Genomic DNA, 25,572 nt, shown 5'->3' on the forward strand with positions numbered 1-25,572 from the left:
CATCGGCGCGCACGCGCCGGTCGCACGGCCGCCGTCGCGCGTCCTGCCCTGAGAGCGGAACGCGGTGCGGTGGCCGGCGTCTCGACGAAGGAGAAGCATGGCCATTTCCCCCGCATCCCCGGCCCCGGCGTCACCCCCACCCGCCGCATCGCCGCCGTTCGCCGCGTCACCGCCGTCCCCGCCGATCTCGCTGCCGCGGCAGCTCGCCCGCACCCGGCGGTTCTCGCTCGGCGTGCCCCGCCATTTCACGGTGTCGCCCGACGGCGGCACGGTCTTCTTCCTGCGCACCAGGGCGGGGGACGACCCGGTCTCCTGCCTGTGGGCGCTGGACGTCGCGACCGGGCGGGAGCGGCTGCTCGTGGACCCGCTGACGCTGCTGCGCGGCGAGGAGGAACGGCTGTCGCCCGAGGAGCGCATCCGCCGTGAGCGCGCCCGCGAGCTGTCGTCCGGCATCGTCGCCTACGCCGCCGACGGCGCCTGCGAGGTGCTGGCCTTCGCGCTGTCCGGCGGCCTGTGGACCTGCCGCACGTCGGACGGGGCGGTGCGCCGCCTGCCGGCCGCCGAACCGGTCGTCGACCCGCGCCCGGACCCGGCGGGGCGGCGCGTCGCCTACGTCGGCGGCGGCGCGCTGCGCGTGGTGGACGCCGACGGCGGCCGGGACCGGGTGGTCGCCGCGCCGGACGGCCCCGAGGTCGTCTTCGGCCTTCCCGAGCACGTGGCGGCCGAGTCGATGGGCCGGCACCGCGGGTACTGGTGGGCGCCGGACGGGCGGCGGGTGCTGGTGGCCAGGGTGGACACCGCCCGGGTCCAGCGCTGGCACATCGCCGACCCCGCCGACCCTTCCCGCCCGCCGGTCTCCTTCCCCTACCCCGCCGCCGGCACGGCCAACGCCGAGGTGAGCCTGTGGATCGCCCACGCGGACGGCGCGGAGGGCGCGAGTCCGACGGCGGTGGACTGGGACGCCGAAGCGCTTGAGTACCTGACCGGGGCCGGCTGGGACGCCTGCGGACCTTACGCGGCCGTGCAGAGCCGCGACCAGCGCCGGGTGCTGGTCCTCGGCGTCGACCCCGCCACCGGCGCGACCGAGGTGCTGGCCGAGCAGCGCGACGACGCCTGGGTGGAGCTGGTGCCGGGCCTGCCGGCGCGCACGGCGCGGGGCGTCCTGCTGACCAGTGCGGACCTGGACGACACGCGCAGGCTGCTCGCGGACGGCCACCCGGTCACTCCCCCGGGACTCCAGCTCGACGCGGTGCTGGCGGTGGACGGCGAGACGGTGCTGTTCGCCGCCGCCGAGGACCCGACGTGCGTAGATCTGTGGGTGTACGACCCGGTTTCGGGGCCGCGGCGGGTCAGCCGGGAGCCGGGCGTGCACGCCGGCACGCACCGGGCGGGCACGACCGTGCTGGTCTCCCGCACCCTCGACCGCTCGGGCACCCGCGCGGTCGTGCTCCGCGACGCCGCGTCCAGCGCGGACGGCGGACCGTCCGCGCGGGCCACGCAGGCACGCGAGGCGGTCCAGCGGTCGGCGGAGCAGGCCGCGCAGGCACGTGAGGCGGTCCAGCGGTCGGCGGAGCAGGCCGCGCAGGCACGTGAGGCGGTCCAGGGGTCGGCGGAGCAGGCCGCGCAGGCGCGTGAGGCGGTCGGGGTGGAGATCGTCTCGGCGGCCGAGCGGCCGGTGCTGGAGCCGCGGGTCGAGATGCTGGTGCTCGGCCCTCGCGAGCTGCGCGCCGCGCTGTTCCTGCCCTCCTGGCACCGTGACGGCCCGCTGCCGGTGCTCATGGACCCCTACGGCGGGCCCGCGATGCGGAAGGTGACCGCCGAGCGGGCCTGGTGGGCCTACGTGTCGCAGTGGTTCGCCGAACAGGGGTTCGCGGTGCTCGTGGTGGACGGGCGCGGCACGCCCGGGCGGGGCCCGGCGTGGGAGCGGGCCGTCCACCTGGACCTCGCGGGCCCGGTACTGGAGGACCAGGTCACGGCGCTGCGGGAGGCGGCGCGGCTGCGTCCGGCGCTGGACCTCGGCCGGGTCGCCGTCCGGGGCTGGTCCTTCGGCGGGTACCTCGCGGCCCTGGCGGTGCTGCGGCGCCCGGACGTCTTCCACGCCGCCGTCGCCGGCGCCCCGGTCACCGACCAGCGGTTGTACGACACGCACTGGCGCGAGCGGCACCTCGGCCACCCCGCCGAGCACCCGGAGGCCTACGACCGCTGCTCGCCGATCCTTGAAGCGTCCTCACTGAGCCGTCCGTTGCTGATGGTGCACGGGCTGGCGGACGACAACGTGGTGGCGGCGCACACCCTGCGGTTCTCGGCCGCGCTGCTGGCGGCGGGACGGCCGCACGAGGTGCTGCCGCTCCCCCGCGCGACGCATCTGCCCTCCGAGGAGTCGGTGCAGGAGAACCTGCTGCTCCACCAGCTGGACTTCCTGCGGCGCGCGCTGAACCTGTCATCGGGCTGATCGAGGCGAGGCGGGTCCCGCCGGCCGTCCCGGTGGCGCCGCGTCGCGGGGGAACGGGGCCGGGCGGCGGGAGGTCACAGCAGCTCCTCGGCCACCGCGAGGAGCTTCAGGGCGGTCGGGTGGGTCGTCCCGGCTCCCCGGGGGACCCGCGCCGAGATGCGCTGGAGCAGCACGTGCACGTCGTCGCCGGGGGAGGCGGCGGCGCTCGCGGACCGCAGCCGCAGCAGCAGCTCCAGCCCGTACGCCGCCTGGGTCGCGAGCAGGCCGAGGAGGTTCACCTCGGCCAGCTCACCCCGTGACCCGCCGCTCGCCCGGTCGAGCACCTCAAGGACGCCGATGCAGCGTTCGTGCCGGACGAGCGGCGCGGCCATGATGCTGCTGGGGACGTATCCGGTCGATTCGGCCGCGTCCTTGGCGAACTGCGGCGTATCGGCCACGTCGTCGGCGATCATCGGCTGGCCGCTCGCCGCGACCCAGCCCGCGATGCCCGTGCCCGCGGGGAACCGCGTCCCCAGCAGGTGCTCCTCCCCTTCGCCCGACACCGCCTCGAAGACCAGCTCGCCGGTGTCGGGGTCCACGAGGAACACCGACGACGCCGCCGCGTCGAACACCTCGCGAGCCACCTCCACGATGGACTGCAGCAACCTGCGTTCGGTGATCTCGGCGTCATCGGGGGACGGGTGGTCATAGAGGTACATGGGCGTCTCCGTTGCGTGCGACGACGTTGGCAGCGGCCAGGTAGAGCACCGACTTGAGCTGGAAGGGCGTCATCCACGGGTGCTTGCCGAGGATGAGCGCGCAGATGCCGGTGATGTGCGGCGCGGCGAAGCTGTTGCCGCTGCTGCGGATCATTCGGCCGCCCGGCCAGGCCACCGGGACGCGCACGCCGCGCGCGTAGAACTCGGCCGGAGGGGTGGGGTTGTAGTAGTAGGTCATCGGGTTCGGCTCGTCGTGGCTGGCCACGGAGATGACCGAGGAGAAGGTCCACGGGAAGCTCAGCACCGGCATGTTGTGCGCGGCGGCGACGAGCAGGCACCGCCGGAAGTAGGCGCGGTCGGCCAGATCGTGCAGCGTCGGCAGGAACTCGCTCCTGGTGGTCGACAGGCTGAGGTTGATGAGGTCGTACCCCTCGTCGACGGCCCAGCGGAGCCCGGCCAGCAGGGCGGCGCCGCTGCCGGAGCGCCCGTCGGTCAGCACCCGCACCGACGTGAGGCTCACCGCGGGGGCGATCGACCGGATCACCCCCGCGCACGCCGTGCCGTGGCCGGCCGGGTCGACCGGCGCGCAGTCGGTGATGGTCAGCTCGTCGCCGTCGTGGGCGACCATGAGCGATCGTTCGAGCGCGCCGACCATCGGGTGCGCGCCGTCCACGCCGGTGTCCAGCACGCAGACGCGCACCCCGGCGCCCAGGCCGCCGCCCCACGCCCACTGCTGGGTGACCTCCTCGTGGCGGATGACCCCGAAGTCGTCCAGGGCCAGCCGGGAGGTGGCGGCGCTCCAGGCGGGCAGGCCGGGGAAGTGCGCGCGGCGTTCGCGGCGCCAGGGCGGCTGGGTCACCGGGGTCCCTCCTGTTCGGCGATCCACGCGCGGACCCGCCCCGCGGGCAGGCCGGCGCCTTTGGCCAGGTAGCTGTGCAAGGCGCGCTCCGCGGCGTCGCCCGCCTCGGCGGCGTGCCCGGCCGCGCTGTAGGCGCGGGCGAGCTCGGTCAGCACGTCGCCGCGCAGGCACGGGTCGTCGGTGCGGTCCAGCGCCTCCCGCGCCCGGGCGGCGAAGGCGAGCGCGGCGCCGTGGTCGCCGCCGAGGGAGGCGATCCGGGCGCGCGCGGCGAGCACGACCAGCTCGCCGCGGACCTGCGGGCGTCCGGCCTCGGCCTCCAGCCGGTCCAGCGCCTCCCCGGCCTCGGAGACCAGCCCTTGGCGCAGCAGCTCGCGCGCCGCGTACGCCTCCAGCGTCCTGCCCGGCGAGGTGTGACCGGCGCGGCGCAGCGCCGACGCGCACCGCCGGAACAGGGTCTCGGCCTCCGCGTGCCGGCCGACGAGCGACTCGACCAGCCCGCGGACCTGGTTCACGGCGGTCGCCGCCATGTCCAGGTGCAGGTCGCCGGCGTGCCGCCCGGCGGTGGCGAGCACGGCCCGGGCGGCGGTGACCTCGCCGGACAGGGCCAGCAGGCGCGCCTTGGTGAGCAGCACGGGGACCAGCAGGGCGCGGTCGCCGCCGAACCTGGCCGACAGCTCGTCACACAGCGCGAGGCTCTCCCGCAGCGGCGTGGGGGACCACTGCGCCAGCTCGCACAGCCCGCTGAGCAGCCGGTCCTCCTCGTATCGGTCGCCGAGCGACCGCGCGCGGACCAGGCCCTCGCGCAGGGCGTCCTCTGCGGCTCCGGAGCGCCCCTCGATGGCGCGGGCGAGCGCTTCGAGCTGGTGGAACCGGCACCAGCCCAGGTCGTCTTCGGGGTCGGCCGCCAGCATCTCGCGCAGCGCTCCGTGGTCCACGGGGCGGGTTCCGAAGCGCACCGCGAGCGTCTCGCGCTGGATCGCGCAGGTGAGCCGGGTCCGCCGGTCGTCGGGCAGCATCCGCTCGGCGGTGTCCAGCGCGGCGAAGGCCCGGTCGCCGTCGCCGCGGGCCACCCCGGCGTCGCAGATGCGCACCGCGAGGGGACGGTGCTCGGGGGCGCCCGCGGGCAGCAGGTCGCGCCCGCGTTCGAGCAGGCCGACGGCGGCGGGCAGATCGTTGCGGTGCAGCGCCTGGGTGCCCTCGTCGATGAGGGCGCGGGCGGCCCGTTCGGTGAGCGCCGGCAGGGACGGGTCGTCGGGGCGGACGTCGCGGGTGAGGTGGCAGGCGGCCTCCAGGTGGTGGGTCAGGTCACTGTGGGAGGACTCCTCGTAGGAGCCGCCGGGGTGCGGCCGGCCAGACCCGGTCAGCCGGTCGGCCAGGGCCAGATGCCAGCTCGCCCGCAGTTCCTTGCGGGTCATGGCGTAGACGGTGTCCCGGGTGAGGGTCTGGGTGAACTGGAAGGAGCCGGGCGCCTCCCTCCGCCGGATCATGCGGTGCCGCAGCAGGCGCCGCAGCGACTCGCCCATGTCCTGCTCGTCCAGGCCGTCTCGCCACAGCAGGCCGAGCTGGTCGGCGGTGAAGACGTGGCCGATCGCCGCGGCCCGCTCCAGCACCTCGCGCTCCCCTTCGCCGAGCCGGTCCAGGCGGGCGCCGAGCAGGGCCTGGATCGTGGGCGGCAGAGGCGCGTCCTCCCCGTCCTCGACCAGCGTCTCCAGCATCAGCTCGGCGAACAGCGGGTTTCCGTCGGAGCCGTCGGCGACCCGCACGCACAGGGCGTCCACGCCGTGGGCGACCACCTCGGGCTCCGGCGCCCGCCCGGCCGAGAGCGCGGCGACCAGCAGCCGCATCTGGTCCTGGTCGAGCGCGCCGAGCTCCAGCGAGGACGAGCACGCCATCCCCCCGCCCCAAGTCGGGCGCGCGTCCAGCAGCTCGGGCCTGGCCACGCAGACCAGCAGGACCGCCACGTCCAGTAGCCACGTCGCCACATCGTCGATCAGATCGAGCAGCGTCGGCTCTGCCCAGTGGAGGTCCTCCCAGACCACCACGAGCGGCCGGTGCCGCGCGAGCGCCTCGAACAGGGTGCGCACCGCCCGTGAGATCTCCTCCACGCCGGCCTCCTCGCCGCCGCGCGGGGAGCGGGAGGCGTCGGCGGTCACCAGGCCGCGCAGCGCGGGCGTGCTCGACGGCTCCATCAGGGGGGCGATGTCGGTCCAGGAGCCGTTGAGGGCTTCCAGCATCTCGGCCACCGGGCGGTAGGTGATGCCCGCCCCGTACGAGCGGCACCGTCCGACGAGCACGGTCACCTCCTCCGGCAGGGTGTGGACGAAGTCGCGCACGAGCCGCGACTTGCCGATGCCGGGGGTGCCGAGCAGCGTGACCACGCAGCACCGCCGGCCCCGGGAGGAGCGCCGGTACGCCTGGCGCAGCTGGTCCATCTCGTCGTCGCGGCCGACGAGCGGGACGGCGCCCTCGTCGCGTCCCCCGGTCTCCGGTTCCAGCGACACCACCCGCCACGCCCGCACGGGGTTGCTCTTGCCCTTCAGCGTGAGCGGCGGCATCGAGACCAGCCGCGCCTGCGCGCGGACCATGCGCCCGACCTCGTCGCCGACGAGGATCTCCCCGGCGCCCGCGGCCGACTGCAGCCGGGCCGCGGTGTTGACGGTGTCGCCGATGACGCGCAGGTCCGAGCCGGGCGTGTCGATGACCACCGCCTCGCCCGCGGAGACGCCGCAGTGCACCTCCAGCCGGATCCCGTGCGTGGGCGCGAGTCCGTCGCTCAGTTCACGCACCCGCGCGAGGGCGGTGTGCGCGGCGCGGACGGCGCGCAGGGCGTCGTCCTCGCTGCTGATGGGGATGCCGAACACGGCCATGATGGCGTCGCCGATGAACTTCTCGACCACGCCGCCGTGTTCGCCGATGCCCGAGGCGCACGCCTGGTAGTACCGGTCCAGGATGTGCCGGAGGAGCTCGGGGTCGAGCCGTTCCGCGAGCTCGGTGGAACCGACCAGGTCGATGAACAGGACGACGACGTTGCGGCGCGCGGGGCGGGGCGCCGGGGCCGTCATACGAGCTTGACTTCGTGACCCTCGACCTCGCCCGCCACGGCGTCAAGGCGGGTCTTGATGGAGTTCAGCAGCTCGACCTCCGGCCGGCTCAACTCCGCGAACACCTGCCGCTGCCGCTCGCTGAGCAGGTCGATCGGATGACCGGCCTCGCGCAGGGTCCCCAACGCGTCGAACGTCGTCGGCCCGGTCCGAATCTCGCGGCTGTCCATCGGCCACCTCCTGGTCGCGCCCGCCGCGGCCTGCCGGCCACTGCTGATCCACACGCTAGTGAGGCAGGGTTTGGCGGCAGTATGGCGCCGCCATGCCACCGCCATACTGGTCCCGAACTGGGCCGAAACTGGCCGTGTGGGTCACCACCCGGACGAGGCGGGTTCCGCAGGCGGCTCAGCGTCCATGGTGGCGGCGCAGTTCGGTCGCGAAACGGTGGGCGAGCGGCGACATGGTGTAGGCCATCGAGTGGGCCACCACCTCGGCCTCGTCTGCCGTCTTCTGGGGCACCGACAGGATGTTGGCCTCCAGCAGCGACTCGATGGCCCGCTCCGCCGAGGTCACGATGCCCTCCAGCGCGGCGACCAGCTCGTCGTGGCCGAACGGCGGCCCAGGTAGCGCGCCGAGGGCCAGGAACGCCGGCCGGTGCGCCCAGGAAGGCTGGTTGTAGCATTCCTCGAACCGGTCGCGCAGCGAGGTCTCTCCCGCGACGAACTCGTCCAGGATGTTCTCCGAGCGGTACAGCCGTTCCGCGAGATGAGCCAGGGGCACGTGACGCAGCCCGGACAGCCTGCCGCCGAGCAGGCGCAGCGCCAGGGGGGACACCCCGTACTGCTCGAAGATCGCCGTGACGGCGGGCAGGTCGCCGAACACCCGGTCGTGGCCGATCAGCCTGCCCATGAACTCCAGGCCCTCGGCCGCCGACAGCTCCTCCAGGCCGACCCGGGTCACCGACTCCAGCCCGCTGAGCCTGCTGCGGCTGGTCACCAGCACCTTGCTCGCCGTGGTGCCGGGGAGCAGCATGCGGACGCTGGCCTCGTCGGGGGAGTCGTCCAGGACCAGCAGGATCTTGCGGTTGGCGAGCCAGGACCGCCAGACCGAGGCCAGCACGTCGTCGTCGCGGATGCCCGCGACGTTCAGCCCGACGCCCTCCAGGAGCTCCCGCTGGAGGTCCACGGTGCCGCGGGTGTCGCCGCAGTGGCGGCGCAGCGCGACGACGAGCGCGCCGTCCGGGAAGCCGGGGGCCAGCATGTGCGCGACGTGCACGGCCAGGGCGGTCTTGCCGATGCCAGGCCCGCCGGTGATGAGGGTGACGGCGGCCGCCTCGTCGACGATGCGCCGCACCTCCCGCTCCCGGCCGACGAAGTCGGCGATGTCGCGCGGTAGCTGGTTGGCCAGGGTCTGGATGGGGCGCGGGCGACCGGCGCCGGCGTGGCCCGCCCCGTCCGCCGTCCGCCGTCCCTCGCCGCGCAGGATCTCCTGGTAGAGGTTCCTGAGCACGGGGCTCGGGTCCAGGCCGATCTCGGCGGCCAGATGGCGGCGCAGGCCCTCGAAGTGCGACAGGGCCTCCGAGGCGCGCCCGCAGCGGTACAGAGCGGTCATCCGCGCCGCGGCGATGCGCTCGCGCGCGGGGAAGCGCGGGGCGAGAAGGTCCAGGGAGGCCAGGGCCTCGACGTGGTGGCTCAGTTCGATCTCCAGCTCCACCCAGTCCTCGTACACCGACAGGAACAGGTCGGTGGAGCGTGCCAGCTCTCCGGCGACCAGGGGCACGTGGGAGAACTCGGCCAGCGGGGGATCGTGCCACATGCGCACGGCCTCCCCCAGCAACTCGGCCGCGACCGCGAGGTCCCCGGCGCGGACGGCGGCGCGGCCCGATCTGGCCAGCTCCACGAACCGCAGCAGGTCCAGCTCTTCGTGCCCGGCGAACAGCCGGTAGCCCCAGCCTTCGAAGCTGAGCCGGTCACCGAAGATCTTCCGCAGTCCCGAGACGTACACCTGCAGGTTCTTGCGGGCGGTCCGGGGCGGGCGCTCCCCCCACAGCGCGTCGATGAGCTGGTCGGACGGGATGACGGCGTTGGCGTGGCAGAGCAGGATCGCCAGCAGCAGCCGCTGCTTGGGCGCGCCGATGACCGCCGTGTAGTCGTCCACCCGGACCTCGAGCGGGCCGAGTATCGAGCAGTGAAGGCGAAAAGCCGCGTTACCCATAGCTGTCCTTGATTTCGCGCCGTCGCTGTGACGGTCACCGCGCCCCACCGGCCATCGGCGTGCCCAGGAGCAGGAAGTCGACGATCTCGATCGGAGGGGGAGCGTCGGCGCTCCGCAGCGCGTCCAGATGGCGCTTTCTGATCATGAGCGCGACGGCGTTCGAGACGGCGGTCCCGCCGGCTCTGGACTCGAACCAGCGCCAGTCGCCGTCCACGTTGACCTCCAGGAACACCACCTCCGTCCCGGCCAGGAGCAGATCGAAGGCGCCGTAGGCCAGCCCCCACAGCCGGGCGAGCCGGCGGACGGCCGCGGCCGCCGCAGGGGGGACGGCCGTCGGCGTGACCGGCACCCTGGCATCCTCGCGCCACGGCGAGTCGGGCGAAGGCTTGTCGACCGCGTAGGCGTGGACGGCGCCGTCCAGGTAGTAGACCCGCAGCTCCGCGTCGTGCTCGACGTGCTCCTGCACCATCACGGGGAAGTCCGGCGCCGGCAGGCGCGCCAGCGCCTCGCGCTCCAGAACCTGCGGGAAAACCCCGAGCAGCAGCCCCGGTGCCGTCTCGATGAAGTGCTCGTCCACCACCTTGACCACGAACCGGCGGGCCGCCGAGCGCGCGGGAACCGCCGCGGGGTCGGTGGTGACGACCGTCTCGGGAACGCGGACGCCGGCCCGCGCGGCGCCGGCGAGCTGTTCGAGGTGGCCGGGATGCCCTCCGGGCAGGCTCGACGGCGCCAGCGAGGCGAGCTGCCGCACCAGGGCCGTCCACGAGTCGGCGCGCACCATGGCCGCGGCCGGGTCGCCCGTGCGGGGCATCGCCCGCGGTGAGAAGTGCCGCGCCCAGACGACGGTCGGGGCGACGCGGCGGCCGTCCAGGGTGAGGAAGCCGTCGTCCAGGGTGAGGGAGCCGCCGTCGAGCCGGAACGACAGGTCCAACGCCGACACGCCCTCGGCGTCGATCCGCACGCTCGGCACGCCGAGACGGCACAACAGGGTCTGCAGGAGGAGGAACTCGCCGCACCCGGCCCGGTCGGCCAGGACGACGCACGGAGTCGCGGTCAGGGGGTCGTACGGCTCCGGTGGCGACCATGTCACGGTGCCGCGCGACGAGCGCAGGTCCACGGTGACCGGGGGCATGGGCACGCGGCCGGAAAGATCATATGCCGAACCACCGACAGGCCCTAACAATGTCCATCCGCGGCCGTGCGCGGGCGGAAAGCGTCATCCATCGACGCTTCACGCGAAATCACCATGCTGTTCACGAACGCACCTCCATCAGTCAGGATGTCGGCTGTTTATCGACAAGATGAGGCGTAGATGCATAAAGGACGGCTTTGACCTGCTATGTGGGGAGTTCGTGACTCAATAAGAGCACGAGTCAGCATGCTCTGCAAGCGGTGTTTCCGCAGGTAGACAAATCCGGTAGGGGAGGCTCCGCGCGCTTCTCCCTCGAGTGCCGATGCGGACGCCGCCCTATTTTGGGACGGCGCGCCATGACCGAAAACAAGGCGCCGCACCATGTCATTCGCCGGCTCGTGCGCATTTCACCATTGCGGCCACCGAAGGGTGATACGCCCGGCCGATCATCCACAAGATCTGAGACTGAATCATGTTCGTGCAGGCAGCGCCGGACGGGCGCGCGCGTTCGCCGGCCGCCTCGCGTGGCGTCCGCCGCGGTCCCTCGCGGGCGGGCGCGGACGCCGGTGGCGGCGACCTCCGCGCGCGGCGACCGCCCTGGGAAGCGGGTCCGAAAGCCCTCCGGCATTTCGGACGCCATCCCGGAAGAGGGCCGCGAAAGTTTCACGCCCGCGCCCCTCGGATCGCTCCACCGGTCTCCGTCCGTGCCCCGCCCGTTGACGATCGCCTGCGTTACATCTACGTTGCAGGGCACCGCACGAAACATCTCGGGAATGGTCCGAAACTTTCGGAACGCCGGGACCATGACCTGCCGTCGGGGGCTACGAAGTCGTCATCGAACATCACGAGCGAGGATCCATGAAACGTCTCATGCTGGGACTGATCGCCATCGCGCTCGCGCTGGCCGTACCCTCGCCGGCGAACGCCGGCACGGGCGGCGGCAGGGCGCCGGACGACCTGCGCGAGCTGGCGCACAAGCTGAAGGTGTACATCGGCTCGGCCGTCGACGTCACCGCCCTGGCCGACGAGGCCGATTACCGCCAACTGCTCAACCGCGAGTTCACCCACGTCACCGCCGAGAACGCGATGAAGTGGGAGTCGGTGGAGCCCCAGCGCGGCGTCTACACCTGGGAGGGCGCCGACGCGCTGGTCAGGAACGCCCAGCGCAACGGCCAGCACGTGCGCGGGCACAACCTCATCTGGCACAACCAGATTCCCGCCTGGCTCACCGAAGGCGTCGCCGACGGCGGCATCGACGCCAAGGAGTTGCGCAGGATCCTCCGCGACCACATCTTCACCGAGGTGGGCCGCTACCGCGGGAAGATCCGCGCCTGGGACGTGGTGAACGAGGTGGTGGACGACGAGGGCAACCTGCGCCAGAGCATCTGGCTGACCACCCTCGGCCCCGGCTACATCGCCGACGCCTTCCGCTGGGCGCACCAGGCCGACCCGCACGCCAAGCTCTACATCAACGACTACAACCTCGAGTGGAACACCGCCAAGATCACCCAGACGCTGAACATCGTCAAGGACCTCAAGTCCAAGCGCGTGCAGATCGACGGCATCGGCTTCCAGGGGCACCTGGGCATCCAGTACGACTACCCCGGCGACTTCCCTGCCGTCATGCGCCAGTTCACCGACCTCGGCCTGGAGGCCGCGATCACCGAGGCGGACGTGCGCATGGTCCTGCCGGTCACGCCGGAGAAGCTCGCCACCCAGGCCGACTACTACCGGCGCATGCTGTCCACCTGCGCCGCCAACCGGCGCTGCGTCGAGTTCACCGTCTGGGGCTTCACCGACCGCCACTCGTGGGTCCCCGGCGTCTTCACCGGTGAGGGCGCAGCCTGCATCACGGACGAGAACCTGGCGCACAAGCCCGCCTACGACGCCCTCCTCGGCGTCCGCAGGGCCTGAGCCCGAAGACCGGCTCCGGCGGCCGTCCAACGGGCGGCCGCCGGAGCCGGGCCCGGGGAAGGTTCACTCGGACGGCGCGGGCGCGGGACGTACCGGGACGTCCGCCGCGTCCCGCAGCAGAGCGGCCAGTTGCCCGGCGTTGGTCTGGGCGTAGTCGCGGTAGCAGTTGTTCAGCAGGACGTGCGTGGTGTCGGCCTCGCCCGCCAGTTCGCGCAGCCGCGGCGACCACTCCCGCAGTTCCTCCGGCGAGTACAGGTAGCCGAACTTCTCGTGGATGTCGTGGCTGGTCCACTTCGCGCTGTGGCCGTGGAACCGCACCACCGCGAGGCCGGAGGTCGCCGCGACCACCGGCGGCACCGAGCACGGGTGTCCCTGCGGCATGTCCACGCACACGTACGGGATGGCGTACGAACGCAGGAAGTCCAGCGTCTCGGCGCGGTTCTCCGCGGACATCCACGTCCGGTTGCGGAACTCCACCGAGATGGGCAGCGGCTCGCAGCGGCGCTTGCATTCCAGGATGTACCGCTTGTTGCGCCCGCCGATGGGGAACCAGCGGGGGAACTGGAACAGCACCGCCCCGAGCCTGCCCGCCTCCTGCAGCGGCAGCAGCGCGGACACGAACGCCTCCCACACCTGGTCCACGACGTCCGGCGGAAGGTCGGCCGCGTACAGGTTCTTCTTCCCCGCGCCGTCCCCGCCGGCCGCCGGTTCCGCGTCGCCGCCCGGCCGCAGCCGCCGCGGCAGCGCCGCCGGACGGGTGGGATGGCCGGTGAGCAGCGAGAACGCCTTGACGTCGAAGACGAACCCCGGCCGGGTCCGTTCGGCCCACAACCGCGCGGTTTCCTGCGAGGGCGGCGCGTAGTAGGTCGAGTCGACCTCGACGAGCGGGAAGTGGCCCGCGTAGAACCGCAGCCGCTCCTCGGCCGTCGTGACCTGCGGCGGGTACCAGCCCGACGCCAGCAGCGTCTTGTCCGTCCACGACGCCGTGCCGACGAGGACCTCGCCCATCGCGTCAGTGGCTCTCGCGCCCGGCCCGTCCGGCCCGTCCGGTCCTGCGGCCGAGGACGTGGTAGGTCTCGCCGCGGGCGACATAGTGCACCCGGTCCGCGAGCCCGAGGCGGTTGACGTGCCGGCGGAAGTCGTCCAGCCCCGAGCTGAAGGCCTCGTAGTCGTCGTAGTGGACGGGCACGGTGTGGTCGGCGCCGATCAGCTCGACCCACTGGGCGCCCTGCATCCCGTCCATGGTGACCAGCAGAGTGCCGAGCAGCTTGGTGCCGCCCAGGTGCACGATGGCGACGTCGATGTCGGGGAAACGCCGGGGGATCGCGTTCAGGCGATCGTCCAGCAGCGTGTCCCCGCTGATGTGCAGGCGCAGGTCGACCTTGCCGTCCTCCCCGCCGAACTCCAGCATGCCGCCCATGACCGGCGGCAGCAGACGCTCGGCCGGTCCGGGCGCGTGCCGCGCCGGCAGCGCGGTGATCTTCAGGCGGCGGCCGTCCCGGAGCATCACCCGGTCCTGCCAGGTCGAAAGGCCGATCGCGTTGCCGAACCCCTGACGCCTGAGCCGCTCGGCGGCGTGCGGGGTGGTGAAGATCGGCAGACGCCGGTCCAGGCCCTGGCGGGCGACCCGGTCCCAGTGGTCGCCGTGCATGTGGGACAGCACGACGGCGTCGATGGCCGGCAGCCGCCCGATCTCCATCGCCGGATCGGTGCGGCGGCGCGTGCTGATGCCCCAGCCGAGGTACGCGCGCTGCCCCCGGTGCAGGAAGTTCGGATCGGTCAGCAGCGTGAAGCCCTGACAGCGGATCAGCGTCGTGGCGTTGCCGATGAAGTACACGCTCGCTTCGGTCGGATCAGACATTTCGACCCCCCGTTCCCTGATATTTCAGGCTATGCAAAGTGGTCGGGAGGGAGCCCTCCGGGGGTCGGGGACTGCTCGAAGGGCAGCCCCACGTAGTTCTCCGCCAGCGTCGTCGCCGCCGCCTCCGACGAGGTCACGTAGTCCAGGTAGGACAGCTGGAGGCGCCGGCCGTAGGGGTCCTCGGAGTCGAAGGTGTGCAGCAGCGTCGTCATCCACCAGGAGAAGTGCTGGGCCCGCCACACCCTGCTCAGGCACGTCCGCGAGTAGCCGTCCAGCGCGTCGCGCGAGCCGGTCGCGTACCACAGGGCCAGCGCCTCGGTCAGCACGCGCACGTCCGCCACCGCCAGGTTGAGGCCCTTGGCGCCGGTCGGCGGGACGATGTGCGCGGCGTCCCCGGCCAGGAATAGCCGCCCGTACTGCATGGGCTCGGCCACGAAGCTCCGCATTGGGGTCACGCTCTTCTCCAGGATCTCCCCGGTGGCCAGGACGAAGCCGGGGACGGTCTCCAGGCGGGCCTTCAGCTCCGCCCACACGCGCTCGTCGGGCCAGGCCGCGACGTCCTCGTCCGGGGCCACCTGCAGGTAGAAGCGGCTGACCTCCGGGGAGCGCATGCTGTGCAGGGCGAAGCCCCGGTCCGTGCGCGCGTAGATCAGCTCCTCCGCCGACGGCCGCACCCTGGCCAGGATGCCGAGCCAGGCGAAGGGGTACTCCCGCTCGTACTCCGTCAGCGCGCCCGCCGGGATCGACGGGCGCGAGACCCCGTGGAAGCCGTCGCACCCGGCGACGAAGTCACAGTCGAGCCGCTCACCGCCGAAGGTGAGATACGGCCGGTCGGTGCCGAGATCGTGCGGGATCACATCGTCGACCTCGAACCGGACGTCCCCGCCGTCGGCGAGTCGCGCGGCGATCAGGTCCTTGACGACCTCCTGCTGACCGTAGACGGTGATCGACCGCCCCGGGACGAGCTTCTCGAACGCGATGCGGTGCCCCGCGCCGCCGTACCTCAGCTCGATGCCCTGGTGCGGCAGGCCCTCACGGCGGAGCCGGTCGCCCACGCCGGCGGCCACGAGGGTGTCGACCGTGCCCTGCTCCAGGACGCCGGCCCGCACCCGGCGTTCCACGTGGTCGCGGCTGTGACGCTCCAGCACCACCGAGGAGATGCCCCTACGGTGGAGGAGATGGGAAAGCAGGAGGCCCGCGGGGCCTGCTCCGATGATGCCGACCTGAGTGCGCATACGACGAAGCATCCTGCGCCGTGGGGCGGGGACACGAGAGGGCGCTTCCACTCAGCGGAAAAGTGGCACAATATCCACAGCCTGTGGACGATCAGGGGAGGGTGGATGGCCGGAGGATCCCGCGAACCCGGCCGATCGGTGACCTCCCGCCTGCTGGCCGTCCTCGCCGCCTTCGACGCCGACCACAGCGCGCTCACCCTCACCGACGTCTCGCGGCGCAGCGGCGTGGCCCTGACCACCGTCCACCGGCTCGCCCGCGAGCTGGAGGCCGCCCGGATGCTCGGCCGCGACGACCGCGGGCGCTACCACATCGGGCACCGGCTCTGGGAGCTCGGCCAGCTCGCGCCGCGCCGCCTGCTGGAGGTGGCCCACCCCTGGATCCAGGACCTGTACGCCGACACCGGCGAGAACGTCCATCTGGCGGTGCGTGACGGAATGGAGGTGCTCTACGTCCACAAGGTGTACGGGCGCCGCGCCGTGCCGATCGTCTCCCGCACGGGCGGGCGCCTGCCCATGCACCCCACCGGCGTCGGCAAGGTGCTCCTCGCCTACGAGTCCGAGTGGTTCGTCACGTCCTATCTCGCCCGCACGCTCGAAAGGCCCACCCCGCACACCGTCACCGAGCCGGGACGGCTCGCGCGCGAGCTGGCCTCCGTGCGCGCCCAGGGGTACGCCTTCACCTACGAGGAGATGACGCCCGGCTCCTGCTCGGTCGCGGCCCCGATCCACCGGGACCGCGGTGATGGTGAGGGTGGCGGCGGCGACGGTGTGCCCATCGCCGCCCTCGGCGTCGTCGTCTCCTCCCGCAGGGCCCGGGAGCTGCCCCGGCTGGTCGAGCCGCTGCTGGCCACGGCGCGCGAGATCGCCCGCGCGTACGCGGCGTCTCCGCCGGCGAGCTGAGCCGGCGAGCCGAGCCGGGCGACGACCCGGCTCGCCTCGCGGAGAGCGTCCTGCGTCAGCCGATGGAGAAGAGCTCCCGCAGGTAGCGCAGCTGCTCGTCGCGCTGCCGGCTGCCCCCGCCCTCGTGGCCGTTCCACGGGTACACCGAGATGTCCTTGCGCCCGGCCCAGTGGTTGTAGGCGCCGAAGACCGTGGACGGCGGGCAGATGAGGTCCATCAGCGCCACCGAGTACAGGGCCGGCACCCGGCCGCGGGCGGCGAAGTTCAGCCCGTCGAAGTACGACAGCGTGCGGAACACCCGCTCCTCGCTGTCGCGCAGGGACGACATGAACTGCACGAGCTCCTGGTAGGGGAAGCTGTCGGTGATCTCCACCGCCCTGCGGAAGTGCGTCAGGAACGGCACGTCGATCAGCGCGGCCTTGACCTTCGGCTGCAACGCCGCGGTGGCCTGCGCGATGCCGCCGCCCTGGCTGATGCCGGCCACCGCGATGCGCTCGGGGTCCACGGCGGGGTGGGAGGCGGCCACGTCCACCGCGCGCACGGCGTCGGTGAAGACGCGGCGGTAGTAGTACTGCTCGGGGTCGAGCACACCCCTGGTCATCATGCCGGGCGCCTGGGGGTGGTCGCCGCCGTGCGGGTCGCCGGTCGAACCGGGGTGGTAGATGTTGGCGCCGCCCTGGCCGCGCGTGTCCACCACCAGCACCGCGAGGCCGGCGGCCGGCCACACCGTGTGGTCGACGGGCAGCCCGCGCCCGCCGGAGTAGCCGATGTACTGGACGACGCACGGCACCCGGCCGGCGCCCTCCGGCACCAGCATCCACGCCTTGATCGGGTCGCCGCCCCAACCGGCGAAGGTGGTGTCCTGCACCCGCACCCCGGTGAGCGGGGCGTCGAAGTCGGCGAAGTCGGGCGCGAGGTCGTGGCCGGCGGCCTCGTCGAGGGTCTTCTTCCAGAACGCGTCGAAGTCCGCAGGCTCGTCGCGCTCCGGACGGTACTCGCGCAGTTCCGACAACGGCAGGTCGAACAGGGCCATATACCTCTCCCAGGGTGAATGAGGTCACCGACCGCTCGATGGCGCCCCGGTGACGTGCGCGCGCCGCGGTTCGCATGCTATCGGCGGGGTGATGTGCCGGTCGATGTCCGGAGATATGCGTATTCGGGCGATTCGATGGGCGGACGGAACCTGCCAGGAGCTGACAGCCATGCGCGGCAGAGTTACCCCATCACCACCGCATCACCATCACGAGCAGGGAGGCCGCTGTGCCACGAGCGAACGGCGCGTTCGACATCGAGGGCTGGGAGCCCGAGACCTACGACGAGCGCGAGGGCGCGACGCTGTCGCGCGTCCACATCACCAAGACCTTCCGCGGCGACCTGGAGGGCGGCAGCACCACCGACATCCTCACCGCCATGACCCAGGTCGAGGGCTCGGCCGCCTACGTGGGCCTCGAACGCTTCACCGGCACGCTCCACGGCCGCAAGGGCACCTTCGTCCTGCACCACAGCGCCACAGGATCGGCCGGCGAACAGTCGCTGAGCTGGACCGTCGTCCCCGACTCCGGCACCGGCGAACTCCTCGGCATCCGCGGCGGAGGCCAGATCACCAACGACGACGGCGCCCACACCTACACCCTCGACTACGACCTGGCCTGACCCGGTCGAAAACGGGCCTGGACACCGGGCGCGCACCGGAGCATCCTGACCTTGTACGGAGTAGCCCCTGATCAAGCCGTTGGTCGGCTCTTACCTGAAGGGCCGATACTCGTAACGGATGCCGCGAAGCGGGTTCCGTATCAGAAGATTGTGGACAACCGCTTCTCCGCCGAACAAGGGAGGAAGCCGATCCCTTGCTAGGCTGCAAGCATCTGTTAGGAACCCGGCGTCGTCCCATCCCTGGCTGATGGGACCGTTGAGAAGTGGGGTCACACCGTGAAGAAGCTGCTCGTTCTCGCGCTCGTCGCCCTTGGGGGGCTGCTGGTCTGGCGCAAGGTTCAGGCCGATCGCGCCGAGCTCGACCTGTGGACTGAGGCCACCGGCAGCGAGAACTGACCACCCGGGCAGCCGAGCGGGTGCGTGATGGCTCTGGATCAAGGCGGAGGTGACGGCATGACCGACGCCTCACCCATCAAGCTCGCCTGCCTCGATCTGGCCGGCACCACGATCGGTGACATCGCCATGGTGGAGCGGGCGTTCGCCGAGGCGATCGCGACGCAGGGCATAGTCCCCGGGACCGGGGCATATGCGCGCGCCATGGTGCACGTGCATCGGTCCCGGGGATGCCCCAAGATCGAGGTCTTCCGCGGCATCTTCCCCACCAACGAGGCCCAGGCCCAGGCGGCCAACCTCACCTTCGAGCGCTCCTACGAGGACGCCATCGACCGCGCCGGCCTGTTCCCCGTCCCCGGCACCGTCGAGGCCCTGGAGAAGCTCCGCGCCGCCGACGTGAAGATCTGCGTCATCACCGGTTTCAGCCGCCGCACCCTCGGCCGCGTCCTCGGAGTCGTCGGCTGGATGGACAAGATCGACCTCGCCCTCTGCCCCGAGGACGCCGGCCGCGGCCGCCCCTGGCCCGACATGGTCCTCACGGCCCTGCTGCGCCTGCGCGTCGACGACGTCCGCCAGGTCGCCGTCGTGGGCGACTCCGAGAGCGACATGCTCTGCGGCAGCCGAGCGGGCGCCTCCGTCGTGGCCGGGGTCCTGTCCGGCGTCCACAGCCGCGAACGCCTCCTCCGCGGCGGCGCCACCACGATCATCGACTCCATCGCCGACTTCCCCGCCCTCGTCCTCGACGGCGACCCCGCCAACGCACCAGTAGCCACCTCCTCCCGGTAAGCTGTCCACCGACAAGGGGCCTTAGCTCAGTTGGCAGAGCGCCTGCTTTGCAAGCAGGATGTCAGGAGTTCGAATCTCCTAGGCTCCACCCCAGCTCAAAGGCCACCTCCCATGATCGGGAAGTGGCCTCTTTCGATGCGTACAGCAGCGAAATACAGCAACGGACATGCCTTAGCCGTTCACCTGTCTCCCATCTCCGAGGCTTCGCGGGATCCTGGTGCCCCCCAACCTGGTTGGGCGTGACAGCCTCTACGGCAGCCCTGACCTTCACGAGGACCAAGGCCGCCCTCTCGGAAGTGATCACCACGGACGGTTTCTTCACGATGCCATCCTCGATATCCACGTAAAGCCCATCCTGTTTCGCCTGGTTAAGATCCTTGGCGAGGTCCTCCACCTCCCATTCCGAATCTTCGTCCAGGAGAGCTGCGTAGATCGCTGATCTGAAGTTGAGAACGAGCTCCAAGACGTACCTGACTTGGTCAAGCTTGGGCGTGTGAGACTTAAGCGCCCTCTTTAGGAGTGCTTCAAGATCTGCCCGCTCTTCCGCTTCGGCAAGCGTGCCCGGCTGCGGCTCTTCGGCCGGTCCGGGCACGCACCGCCCCGCGCGCCCGAGGGCCGACAGAAGCCGCCAGTAAGACGGTGGAAGGCGCTCCATTCGGCCCTCGTCATGCTCGACTGGGCGCCGGCTACCTGCTTCCTGTCCCGCCGGCCACCGTCACGGAGACCGCTCGACTACGGCACGTCGATAACATCCCCCTGCTCGGATGGCACCTCATTAAGATCCCGTTGTCGTGGCTGAGCTAGGGGTGGGCCATCACACCGATACAGGTTGCGATCGCGCTGTGGCTGGTCACCGCGCGGGTTGAGGGCGATCGAAGGTCCGGGGTTCGTCCCTCACCCCGGCCCACCGCGCGACCACGGCTGACGTCCGCATTTCGCTTGCGCCAGCGGCCAAGCCCGATTGGATGCGCGGCTGTGCAACGGCTCGCGCACGCATGCTCTGGACCGTACGAACAGCGAAACAGCCAGCCCAGACTGTGATTGGAGAGGTTTTCCTAGCTCCCAGGGGATGCGAGAGAGACCTTGCCTGCATGGGAAGTGCCCTGCAAATGCTGCAGGGCACTTCTTCTATTCTTGCTGCCAATCCCCCATCAGTCGCCGTTGGTGCGCGGGCGGGGCGCGGACGGCCAGGAGGCCAGGCGGAGCGTGCGATTGGTGCCGGCGGGGGTGGTGGCGCCGACGGGGGTGGAGGCGGTGGGGCGGTCAGACTGGCACCGCTGCTTCTCCGAGGCGGTCATCGGGCCGGTGCGCTGGTAGACGCGGTCGGAGAGTTCGGTGGCGGGGTAGTCGAGGACGGTGTACAGGCGCCAGTCGGTGTTGGGGTCGGCGGGAGTGGGGTTGGACTTAAACCAGCCCTCGGTACGCCGGCGGCCGGCCTGGGTCTCGATCCAGGAGGCTTCCGAGGGTTGGAGGATCTCGGTGATGTTGCCTGTGGCGGAGGTCGTCCAGGGAGGGGTCGCGGTTCCGGCGGCGAATTGCTGAGACATGTTGCTCGTCGTGGTGCCGCCGTTCGACGTGGCACCGGGCAGTGCCGCCGCGGTGGGCAGGTCACCGTAGGAACGTCCAGTGAAGGGGACCGGTCGGGTGCGGGTGAGGGCGTTGCGGGTGCAGTTGATGTAGGTGTCGCCGTTGAGCTGGGCAGGCTCGTAGTAGGCGTAGGAGTAGGCCTTGTCTGGGGTGAAAGTGCATTTGTCCGGGGTGCTGTTGCAGTAGTTGACGGCCTCGGTGACCGGCCTGTTGTCGTTGCCGTAGAAGGCCTGGGAGGGCGGCAGGGCGGTCTTGGAGATGGTCTTGTCGACCGGCGGAGGGACCTGCACCGCCCGCACGTTGGCGATCATCGGTCCGCAGTTGCCGTTGGCGTTGGCGGAGTTCGGTACCTGGGAGGTGAAGGTGAGCAGTGGTTCGTGCTCGGAGGCGGTGAAGGTGAAGGTCTGCCCGAGGCGCCAGACGCCCTTGCCCAGGGTGTTGAGCTTCTTGTCCGGGTCGGGGGCGGTGGTTCGCTCGCTGGGCTGTCCGCCGGCTCCTTCGATGGTGTAAGGCTGTCCTTGGGCGACAGCGGCAGGGGTGCACGCGGCGGCGATACCGGGACTGTCGTCGAAGGTGACGGTGACCTGGGCGCCGGCGCGTACGCCGCGCAGTCGTTGCTTGAACCCGTAGTTGGCTGTGGGGAAGCGCAGCATGACGGCGACCTGGCCGTCCGGGTGCCCCGACTGGGTGCCGGCGTATCGTCCGACGCCGGACGCCGTGCCGGATCCGGAGGTCGAACCGACGGACCAACCCTGGACCGCGGCCCAGTTCACGTTGCCCCCAGGGAAGGCGGGAAGGGTGAAGTCGCCGTTGATGACCCCGACGGGCTGAGTGCCTGCTGTGTCAGCGTGGGAGGTGTGAGCTGTGGCGGACACAGCAAGGGACAGGGTTACCGCGACACCGGCGGCCCGGACCATGCCGAGCGCGACACGTGGGTGTGTGACGTTCACGATGATCTCCACGGGATGAGTGCTCAGACAGGACGGTTAGAAACGCCGGACGGGGAGCACGATGCGTTCCTTCAGTCGCGAATCCGGTGGCAGCGCGGGAACGGGCGTCAGCAGGTCGACCAGGCGAGGAGGGGGCGAGTTGGTGTTGTCGTCCACGGCGGTCTTGGCATGAGGATGCACCTGCTCGCAGGAGTTGCCGGGCATGACGAAGGTTTCGGCGTAGAAGGTGCTGGTGTTGACGCTGGACGGCCCGGTGACCACGATGTTGCGCAGGTTCAGCCCTCCACCAGCGCTGATCGTCCCGGCGATGCGCTGCATGGCGGCGCTGGCCGCGAAGGTCAGCGCGTCACCTGGGCGCACCTTGGCCTTGTAGGTCGTCGACTCGGTGTGCTCGCTGGTCCAGCCATGCTGATACTGGAGCTTGAAGGCACCTTGGAAGGCGCCCTTGAGACCGAGCGAGCCGGCCAGTTTGCCGCTGCCGTTGGCGCCAGCCTTGGCTCCGACGGTGGCACTGGGGCCCTGCTGCTTGTTCGGGGTGTCGAAGCTGCCGCTGCCTTCGGCGTTCACTCCAGCCGACACCTCGCCGGAGGCGTTGATCTGTCCCTCGACCGAGATGTTGCCGGTGATCTCGCCGCCCAGATTGTCACTGCTACCGGTCTTCAGCGTGATTACCCGCTCCACGTTGATGTCGTCATCGGTGCAGTTGATGGCCGCGTTACCCAGCGACTTGATGGCGCTGTAGAAATCCCCGGACGACGCTGTGTCGATGTTGAACCGGCACCCGCCGGGGTGGGTCGCGCAGTAGTTGGTCACCGGGCGCGCCGACGGTAGAGGCTTGTCGCCGGCGAAGGCCTGGACGGTGGGGATGCGCGGTTCAGGTCCGGCGAACGCGGCCACCGGCATGAGCGCGATCAGGGCGGTCGTGGGGAGTGTCCGAGTCAGGCTCTTGACCGTGATCACTGGTTCATCAACTCGCAGACACCGGTCAGCTCGCCGGTGGTGTCGGAGGCTTTCAGAGCCGGAGGCAGGTCGGCGGCGAACGCCGCGCAGGCGGAGTGCATCACCGCTCCGGCGTTGTCAGATGGACCGGGCCGGAAGGTGTCCAACTCGTGCCGGACGTTGTCCATGCCCGCATGCTCGTCGGCGCCCGCACCGATGAGGTTCGCCATGCACTGCTTACCCTGCGCCGATCCAGGGGCACACTGCTTGACCTGCTCCTTGGCCTCGGCGATGTCCTTCTTTGCCTCGGCGGCGTCCTTCTTGGCGTCCTCACGCCCGGACTCGACACCGCCCCGTTCCTGAGATGACGCGCCACACGGCTTCGGCTCGCCGCCGGGGCAGGGCTCTTCCTTCGGCGGCGGATCCGACTGGGCTGCCGAGGTATGGGGTGTAGGGAACGTTGTCGCGGTGGCTGCGGGGGTGAGAGCGCAGGTGGCCGCGATCAACGCGGCCGACGCGAGCATGGCAAGAGAGCCAGGTAGGCGAATGCTGTACATGTCCTTCTTCCCGCGATCGAGCGGATGATCTCGTACTACGAGATGCAGACGGTAGCGGAACGCGTACCAAAAGTAAGATCACCACGCCTGACGTGTTCACCGATTCATCGGCTTAGGGCGCGTATCGGGTTGTGATCAATTCTTGGCCTTCGCCCTTGCGGCAGGGCCTGATCCGGTAGGTCGTCGTGTGTGACGCGGAACACCGTCAAACGCCTGATCAACAAGCTGAAGGCCTGGCGAGGCATCGCCACCCGCTACGACAAGACCCCTGCGAGCTACCTCGCAGGCCTCCACCTCCGCGCCGCGATGATCTGGATCAAAGACCTCACCAGAACCACCCCTTGATCACAACCAAATACGCGCCCTAGCCCGCACCCCCCTTGGACCAGCAGTCAAGATCCTTCGACCTGGTCTTTCACACGGCTTTATGCCTGGTGGCCCAACTCGGATTCATGATCCAGGTTGACTACGTGCAGCCACATACTTCAGCCCGGTCCCTACAGGACCTGAAGAAAGCGAGAGCTTGCCCATGCCGAGCATCAGGCGCTGCGCTGTGCTGTCCTCGACTGCGATCACCATCGCCCTCGTCACGTTCCCGCCTGCCGCCCATGCCGACACCACGACCTTCAACTCACGCATCAATAACCGGATGGACGGTAGCCACCTTGCGCTCTCGGGCGACGCGGTAGCCGAAGCGACGCGGGCCTTCACGGTACGGTCTCCAGCCCTGCAGCAGTACAGGACAGCCCGCTGGACGATCATCGAGAAGGCCAACGGTTTCTACATCTTCAAGAACGAAGTGGCCGGCAAGTGCCTCCAGCCTGCCAGCGGTGCTCCAGTGGCAGGAGACACCGTGGTCGTCAAGACCTGTGACGACTCGCCCCTGCAAGACTGGTCTCGCCGGGACGAGGTGGCCGAAACCAACGTCAACACCGAGTGGGGCAGTCTCCGTCCACGCACCAACCCCGCGCTTGCGATAACGCTCCAGAGCTACGAGGCCTCCACCACCTGGGACCACATCTATCTCGACCTGGACCAGAACTCCGCCGACAGACTGTGGCACTTCACTCTGTCCAACGCCATCTAGGCGTGATCGCCCCATCCCTTACGACTGCTGGTGCCACTGGTCCTGTACGCATGTCCGTCCAGTGCAGGACCATCACGGCAAGATCCCCATACCGGCCTCCGGCCGGGTGCGCGTACAGCAGCGGGATACAGCAACGCCGTCTCACATGACCACACGCCACCGGTCCGCAACTACCACTTGAGCAGCGCGAGAAGCCCTCTACGTCGTGACTGGCTCCCGTTTGCAAGCAGGATGTCAGGAGTTCGAATCTCCTAGGCTCCACCCAAAGAAAACCCAGGTCAGGATGTATATCCCGACCTGGGTTTCGCATTTCATCCACCCTGTTTCGACTTCCGTGCCCGCTGCGTGCCCGATGGTTTCGTGAGCTGGTCCTTAGCGAGGCCGTCGAGCTTGCTCGCCACCTCGCGCTGACGCTCGTGTGAGCCGTGCTCGTAGACCATCGCCGCCCGGGTGCTGGAGTGCCCCATCCGGTCCATCAGCTCTCGAATGGACGCGCCGGCGTTCGCGGCGAACGTGTTGCCGGTATGCCGAAGGTCGTGGAAATGGATCTTCGGCAATCCGGCCTTGGCGAGCGCCTTGCCCCAGAACCGCCGATTGAAGTTGCTGTTCCACAGCGGCCCGTCATCCGGCCCGGCGAAGATCAGCCCATCGTCGCCGTCCTGCGCGAAGTCTCTTAGATGGGCATTCAAGTCTGCGATGATCAGCGCCGGGATCGCGATCGTCCGCTTCCCCGCCGCCGACTTGGGTTCGGTGAAGACCAGGCCCTTGCCCGTGATGTGGATGAGTTGCCGCTCCACCCGCACGGTTCCGGCCTCCAGGTCGAGGTCTCGCCGGCGAAGCCCGGGTCAGCTCACCCCATCGCAGACTGCCGAAAGTCGCGAGGAGCACCAGCGCCCGATAGCGCGGCTCGATCGCGTCCGCGAGCGCTGGTAGACCTGCGCGACCGTGAGCACCGGCCGTTCGGCTGATTTCTCCTGTCCAGCCCCCTTGATTCAGCACGGGTTGCGTCGGATGAGCTGATCATCCACGGCCGTCGTCAGAACCGCCTTAAGAAGCCGGTACGCCTTGGCCACGGTGACCGCGCTCACGCCCGCGTCGAGGAGGCTCTTGCGCCACCGCCGGATATGCGGGTCCTTGATCTCGCTCAGCGTCTTGTCTCCGAACGTCGGCTGAAGATGGACACGGAGCAGGTAGTCGTACAGCTCTACCGTTCGGGGTCGCAGGTTCGGCCGCTCCTCGATCCAGTCCCCCGCGTACTTCCCGAACTTGATCTTCCCTGCGTCAGGGTCAAGCCAATCGCCGTTGAGCATTTCC

At 70.6% G+C, this 25,572-nt stretch carries 23 protein-coding genes, 1 tRNA gene and 1 pseudogene; 9 read left to right on the plus strand and 16 right to left on the minus strand.

Annotation, left to right across the window (positions count from 1 at the left end; translation table 11 throughout):
• The first annotated feature begins 97 nt into the window (after positions 1 to 97).
• The gene (locus ACWEN6_RS20260; protein ID WP_452571755.1) at positions 98 to 2,452 is read left to right on the plus strand and encodes a prolyl oligopeptidase family serine peptidase; all 2,355 of its coding nucleotides are present in this window, start codon (positions 98 to 100) and stop codon (positions 2,450 to 2,452) included.
• Between the two features lie 74 nt (positions 2,453 to 2,526).
• Here ACWEN6_RS20260 and ACWEN6_RS20265 read toward each other — a convergent pair whose 3' ends face one another.
• The 6 genes from ACWEN6_RS20265 to ACWEN6_RS20290 form a co-directional block, all read right to left on the minus strand.
• Positions 2,527 to 3,150: a GAF domain-containing protein gene (locus ACWEN6_RS20265; protein WP_452571757.1), complete on the minus strand. Its 624-nt coding sequence runs from the start codon at positions 3,148 to 3,150 to the stop codon at positions 2,527 to 2,529.
• On the minus strand, positions 3,137 to 4,009 hold the full coding sequence (locus ACWEN6_RS20270; protein WP_452571759.1) for a S8 family serine peptidase: 873 nt from the start codon (positions 4,007 to 4,009) through the stop codon (positions 3,137 to 3,139). The genes ACWEN6_RS20265 and ACWEN6_RS20270 overlap by 14 nt, the downstream gene beginning before the upstream one ends.
• Entirely contained in the window at positions 4,006 to 7,071 is a 3,066-nt protein-coding gene (locus ACWEN6_RS20275) for an AAA family ATPase (protein WP_452571761.1), read from the minus strand. Before ACWEN6_RS20275 ends, ACWEN6_RS20270 begins: the two co-directional genes overlap by 4 nt.
• A complete protein-coding gene (locus ACWEN6_RS20280) occupies positions 7,068 to 7,280 on the minus strand; it encodes an aroma-sacti cluster domain-containing protein (RefSeq protein WP_354852175.1) in 213 nt (70 codons plus the stop codon). The genes ACWEN6_RS20275 and ACWEN6_RS20280 overlap by 4 nt, the downstream gene beginning before the upstream one ends.
• 175 nt (positions 7,281 to 7,455) lie before the next feature.
• Positions 7,456 to 9,264 (minus strand): BTAD domain-containing putative transcriptional regulator, encoded by a 1,809-nt coding sequence (locus tag ACWEN6_RS20285; protein WP_452571763.1) that lies wholly within the window; start codon positions 9,262 to 9,264, stop codon positions 7,456 to 7,458.
• Positions 9,265 to 9,298: 34 nt separating this feature from the next.
• Positions 9,299 to 10,402: an ATP-grasp domain-containing protein gene (locus ACWEN6_RS20290; RefSeq protein ID WP_452571765.1), complete on the minus strand. Its 1,104-nt coding sequence runs from the start codon at positions 10,400 to 10,402 to the stop codon at positions 9,299 to 9,301.
• Between the two features lie 852 nt (positions 10,403 to 11,254).
• On the opposite strand from ACWEN6_RS20290, the gene ACWEN6_RS20295 reads away from it, so the two are divergent.
• Positions 11,255 to 12,310, plus strand: a complete 1,056-nt coding sequence (locus tag ACWEN6_RS20295) for an endo-1,4-beta-xylanase (protein WP_452571767.1) — start codon at positions 11,255 to 11,257, stop codon at positions 12,308 to 12,310.
• 63 nt (positions 12,311 to 12,373) lie between these two features.
• Here ACWEN6_RS20295 and ACWEN6_RS20300 read toward each other — a convergent pair whose 3' ends face one another.
• Genes ACWEN6_RS20300 through pobA form a run of 3 tightly spaced genes read right to left on the minus strand, consistent with a single transcriptional unit; the run spans position 12,374 to position 15,406 of the window.
• Positions 12,374 to 13,318 carry a DUF72 domain-containing protein gene (locus ACWEN6_RS20300; RefSeq protein ID WP_452571769.1) on the minus strand — a complete coding sequence of 315 codons (945 nt, stop codon included), beginning with the start codon at positions 13,316 to 13,318 and terminating at the stop codon, positions 12,374 to 12,376.
• A gap of 4 nt (positions 13,319 to 13,322) precedes the next feature.
• On the minus strand, positions 13,323 to 14,171 hold the full coding sequence (locus ACWEN6_RS20305) for an MBL fold metallo-hydrolase (RefSeq protein ID WP_354852185.1): 849 nt from the start codon (positions 14,169 to 14,171) through the stop codon (positions 13,323 to 13,325).
• A gap of 29 nt (positions 14,172 to 14,200) precedes the next feature.
• On the minus strand, positions 14,201 to 15,406 hold the full coding sequence (gene pobA / locus ACWEN6_RS20310; RefSeq protein WP_452571770.1) for a 4-hydroxybenzoate 3-monooxygenase: 1,206 nt from the start codon (positions 15,404 to 15,406) through the stop codon (positions 14,201 to 14,203).
• A 105-nt stretch (positions 15,407 to 15,511) separates the two neighbouring features.
• Between pobA and ACWEN6_RS20315 the strand changes: the two genes are divergently transcribed.
• A complete protein-coding gene (locus tag ACWEN6_RS20315; RefSeq protein ID WP_452571771.1) occupies positions 15,512 to 16,306 on the plus strand; it encodes an IclR family transcriptional regulator in 795 nt (264 codons plus the stop codon).
• 55 nt (positions 16,307 to 16,361) lie between these two features.
• On the opposite strand, the gene ACWEN6_RS20320 is transcribed toward ACWEN6_RS20315, so the two are convergent.
• A complete protein-coding gene (locus tag ACWEN6_RS20320; RefSeq protein WP_380831032.1) occupies positions 16,362 to 17,339 on the minus strand; it encodes an acetylxylan esterase in 978 nt (325 codons plus the stop codon).
• Between the two features lie 227 nt (positions 17,340 to 17,566).
• Here ACWEN6_RS20320 and ACWEN6_RS20325 point away from each other — a divergent pair, with 227 nt between their 5' ends.
• From ACWEN6_RS20325 to ACWEN6_RS20340, 4 genes are all read left to right on the plus strand, one after another.
• Positions 17,567 to 17,959 (plus strand): DUF3224 domain-containing protein, encoded by a 393-nt coding sequence (locus ACWEN6_RS20325; protein WP_452571772.1) that lies wholly within the window; start codon positions 17,567 to 17,569, stop codon positions 17,957 to 17,959.
• Positions 17,960 to 18,235: 276 nt separating this feature from the next.
• Positions 18,236 to 18,355 (plus strand): DLW-39 family protein, encoded by a 120-nt coding sequence (locus ACWEN6_RS20330; RefSeq protein ID WP_211264163.1) that lies wholly within the window; start codon positions 18,236 to 18,238, stop codon positions 18,353 to 18,355.
• A 57-nt stretch (positions 18,356 to 18,412) separates the two neighbouring features.
• The gene (locus ACWEN6_RS20335) at positions 18,413 to 19,138 is read left to right on the plus strand and encodes an HAD-IA family hydrolase (RefSeq protein ID WP_380831030.1); all 726 of its coding nucleotides are present in this window, start codon (positions 18,413 to 18,415) and stop codon (positions 19,136 to 19,138) included.
• 15 nt (positions 19,139 to 19,153) lie between these two features.
• Positions 19,154 to 19,226: transfer RNA gene (locus ACWEN6_RS20340), tRNA-Ala, on the plus strand.
• Here the strand turns inward: ACWEN6_RS20340 and ACWEN6_RS20345 are convergent.
• The 4 genes from ACWEN6_RS20345 to ACWEN6_RS20360 form a co-directional block, all read right to left on the minus strand.
• Entirely contained in the window at positions 19,200 to 19,793 is a 594-nt protein-coding gene (locus ACWEN6_RS20345) for an AbiV family abortive infection protein (protein ID WP_452571773.1), read from the minus strand. The two genes, ACWEN6_RS20340 and ACWEN6_RS20345, sit on opposite strands and share 27 nt — an antisense overlap.
• Positions 19,794 to 20,289: 496 nt before the next feature.
• Complete coding sequence (locus ACWEN6_RS20350) at positions 20,290 to 21,675, minus strand: hypothetical protein (RefSeq protein WP_452571774.1); 1,386 nt, start codon at positions 21,673 to 21,675, stop codon at positions 20,290 to 20,292.
• Between the two features lie 36 nt (positions 21,676 to 21,711).
• On the minus strand, positions 21,712 to 22,635 hold the full coding sequence (locus ACWEN6_RS20355; protein WP_452571775.1) for a hypothetical protein: 924 nt from the start codon (positions 22,633 to 22,635) through the stop codon (positions 21,712 to 21,714).
• Positions 22,632 to 23,171 carry a hypothetical protein gene (locus tag ACWEN6_RS20360; protein WP_452571777.1) on the minus strand — a complete coding sequence of 180 codons (540 nt, stop codon included), beginning with the start codon at positions 23,169 to 23,171 and terminating at the stop codon, positions 22,632 to 22,634. The genes ACWEN6_RS20355 and ACWEN6_RS20360 overlap by 4 nt, the downstream gene beginning before the upstream one ends.
• A 189-nt stretch (positions 23,172 to 23,360) precedes the next feature.
• Here ACWEN6_RS20360 and ACWEN6_RS20365 point away from each other — a divergent pair, with 189 nt between their 5' ends.
• Together ACWEN6_RS20365 and ACWEN6_RS20370 are read left to right on the plus strand one after the other, a co-directional pair.
• Positions 23,361 to 23,516: a hypothetical protein gene (locus ACWEN6_RS20365; RefSeq protein ID WP_452571826.1), complete on the plus strand. Its 156-nt coding sequence runs from the start codon at positions 23,361 to 23,363 to the stop codon at positions 23,514 to 23,516.
• A gap of 208 nt (positions 23,517 to 23,724) precedes the next feature.
• Positions 23,725 to 24,258: an RICIN domain-containing protein gene (locus ACWEN6_RS20370; RefSeq protein WP_452571779.1), complete on the plus strand. Its 534-nt coding sequence runs from the start codon at positions 23,725 to 23,727 to the stop codon at positions 24,256 to 24,258.
• A 311-nt stretch (positions 24,259 to 24,569) separates the two neighbouring features.
• On the opposite strand, the pseudogene ACWEN6_RS20375 reads toward ACWEN6_RS20370, so the two are convergent.
• Both ACWEN6_RS20375 and ACWEN6_RS20380 read right to left on the minus strand, forming a co-directional pair.
• Positions 24,570 to 25,085 (minus strand): annotated as a pseudogene (locus tag ACWEN6_RS20375) (site-specific integrase); the annotation flags it as partial.
• 165 nt (positions 25,086 to 25,250) lie between these two features.
• Positions 25,251 to 25,568, minus strand: coding sequence for a tyrosine-type recombinase/integrase (locus ACWEN6_RS20380; RefSeq protein ID WP_452571781.1), 318 nt, complete (start codon positions 25,566 to 25,568; stop codon positions 25,251 to 25,253).
• Between the last annotated feature and the right edge of the window lie 4 nt (positions 25,569 to 25,572).

Source organism: Sphaerisporangium sp. NPDC004334, from assembly GCF_053602655.1.

Bases quoted from the DNA above. Each gene is read 5' to 3' on its own strand.
- ACWEN6_RS20335 (WP_380831030.1), top strand. From the start codon at position 18,413: ATGACCGACGCCTCACCCATCAAGCTCGCCTGCCTCGATCTGGCCGGC.
- ACWEN6_RS20295 (WP_452571767.1), top strand. From the start codon at position 11,255: ATGAAACGTCTCATGCTGGGACTGATCGCCATCGCGCTCGCGCTGGCC.
- ACWEN6_RS20280 (WP_354852175.1), bottom strand. From the start codon at position 7,280: ATGGACAGCCGCGAGATTCGGACCGGGCCGACGACGTTCGACGCGTTG.
- ACWEN6_RS20265 (WP_452571757.1), bottom strand. From the start codon at position 3,150: ATGTACCTCTATGACCACCCGTCCCCCGATGACGCCGAGATCACCGAA.
- ACWEN6_RS20300 (WP_452571769.1), bottom strand. From the start codon at position 13,318: ATGGGCGAGGTCCTCGTCGGCACGGCGTCGTGGACGGACAAGACGCTG.
- ACWEN6_RS20360 (WP_452571777.1), bottom strand. From the start codon at position 23,171: ATGTACAGCATTCGCCTACCTGGCTCTCTTGCCATGCTCGCGTCGGCC.
- ACWEN6_RS20320 (WP_380831032.1), bottom strand. From the start codon at position 17,339: ATGGCCCTGTTCGACCTGCCGTTGTCGGAACTGCGCGAGTACCGTCCG.
- ACWEN6_RS20315 (WP_452571771.1), top strand. From the start codon at position 15,512: ATGGCCGGAGGATCCCGCGAACCCGGCCGATCGGTGACCTCCCGCCTG.
- ACWEN6_RS20305 (WP_354852185.1), bottom strand. From the start codon at position 14,171: ATGTCTGATCCGACCGAAGCGAGCGTGTACTTCATCGGCAACGCCACG.
- ACWEN6_RS20260 (WP_452571755.1), top strand. From the start codon at position 98: ATGGCCATTTCCCCCGCATCCCCGGCCCCGGCGTCACCCCCACCCGCC.
- ACWEN6_RS20275 (WP_452571761.1), bottom strand. From the start codon at position 7,071: ATGACGGCCCCGGCGCCCCGCCCCGCGCGCCGCAACGTCGTCGTCCTG.
- ACWEN6_RS20380 (WP_452571781.1), bottom strand. From the start codon at position 25,568: ATGCTCAACGGCGATTGGCTTGACCCTGACGCAGGGAAGATCAAGTTC.
- pobA (WP_452571770.1), bottom strand. From the start codon at position 15,406: ATGCGCACTCAGGTCGGCATCATCGGAGCAGGCCCCGCGGGCCTCCTG.
- ACWEN6_RS20285 (WP_452571763.1), bottom strand. From the start codon at position 9,264: ATGGGTAACGCGGCTTTTCGCCTTCACTGCTCGATACTCGGCCCGCTC.
- ACWEN6_RS20345 (WP_452571773.1), bottom strand. From the start codon at position 19,793: ATGGAGCGCCTTCCACCGTCTTACTGGCGGCTTCTGTCGGCCCTCGGG.